This is a genomic window from Actinacidiphila sp. bgisy160 (genome assembly GCF_965342435.1).
Lineage (GTDB): Bacteria > Actinomycetota > Actinomycetes > Streptomycetales > Streptomycetaceae > Actinacidiphila.
The window spans coordinates 1-1,139 of sequence record NZ_CBDRCM010000130.1 but is presented as its reverse complement, the minus strand read 5'-3'; the positions used below and the strand labels follow the sequence as shown (position 1 = coordinate 1,139).

Genomic DNA, 1,139 nt, shown 5'->3' with positions numbered 1-1,139 from the left:
CAGCTGGCATGCCAGGCCGACTCCGTCGTCGAACAGGGCGCGCAGGCGCTCCGCGAACAGATGAGTGCGGTGTTGCCAGTACACGGCGGAGCGGACGGTGAGGACCCGGTGCAGCCGGACCAGTTCGGCCAGATGCCGGTCGGGATGCTCCGTGGCTCGCGGCGCAAGGGCGTCGACCTCCTCACGGAGGGCGTCACGGCTCTCGAAGTAGCGCCGCCTGACATCGGGCGACCATTGGCCGGGCGCCGTCGCCAAGGGGGGATGTGGTTCACCGGACACCGGCCGATCACTGTCGGCACCTGAGAAGAACAGTAGGACCGCCCAAAACGCCGCCTGATAGCCACTCCAGGTCTTCCGCTCACCGGTGTCGGCCAGCTCCGTCAGCAACGCGAGGGCCTCTTGACGCACAGCGGCAGCCTGCTCCTCCTGGCCGTAGGTGTCGAGCAACTGCGCGTACCCGATGAGCGCGTAGAGATGGCACGCCATCGAACCGCGGTCGTTTGCGGCCTCGGAGGCTTCCAGGGTGACGAGTGTCCCGAACGCGCTGAGCGCTTCGTCGCACCGACCTGCGTCGTGGAGAGCGGCGATCCACTCCACGAGTGACCAGGCGAGAGATCCGCTGCCGAAACCATCGGGCAGGATCGCTCCGACCAACTCGGTCATGGCATCGGCAGCCTCGGCATACCGGCCCTCCTCTGACGGGCCAGCAGCCCACGTGTGCAGTCCCCGGACCGCATGGGCTCCGGACATCTCGGCCTGTGCACGGCCGATGGCGAGCATCTCGGCGCGCATGGCGAGCCCTTCGGCGCGCCGGCCCAGGTCGTACAGCTCTCTCTGGCACCCGTCGAGGGTCTCGTAGAGAAGATCCGCACGGGCAGCTTCGGCCGGATCGATGGATCGCGCCACGGCCACAGCCTCTTCGTGCAGTGCGAGGGATGCGGGATGTTTGCGGCCGGAACTGGTGTCGTACGTCATACGCAGCAACGCCTTGACCAAGCGCGGCAGGTACGAGGCGGGGCTGACCTGGGCGAGGATCCGGTAGGCACCAACCTCCTCGCGCGCGGTCCGGCGTCCCGATGAGAGCAGATCGCGTCCCTTGTGATGGTGTAGGCGATCATGGTGTGGGTGTGCGCGGGCGG

General features: G+C 67.9%; 1 protein-coding gene. It reads right to left on the bottom strand.

All coding sequences use genetic code 11. The annotated features are described in order from the left end of the window. The coding region (locus tag ACRWNP_RS37080; RefSeq protein WP_431969405.1) for a hypothetical protein at window positions 1-1,035 on the bottom strand (1,035 nt) is incomplete at its 3' end. Window positions 1,036-1,139 lie beyond the last annotated feature (104 nt).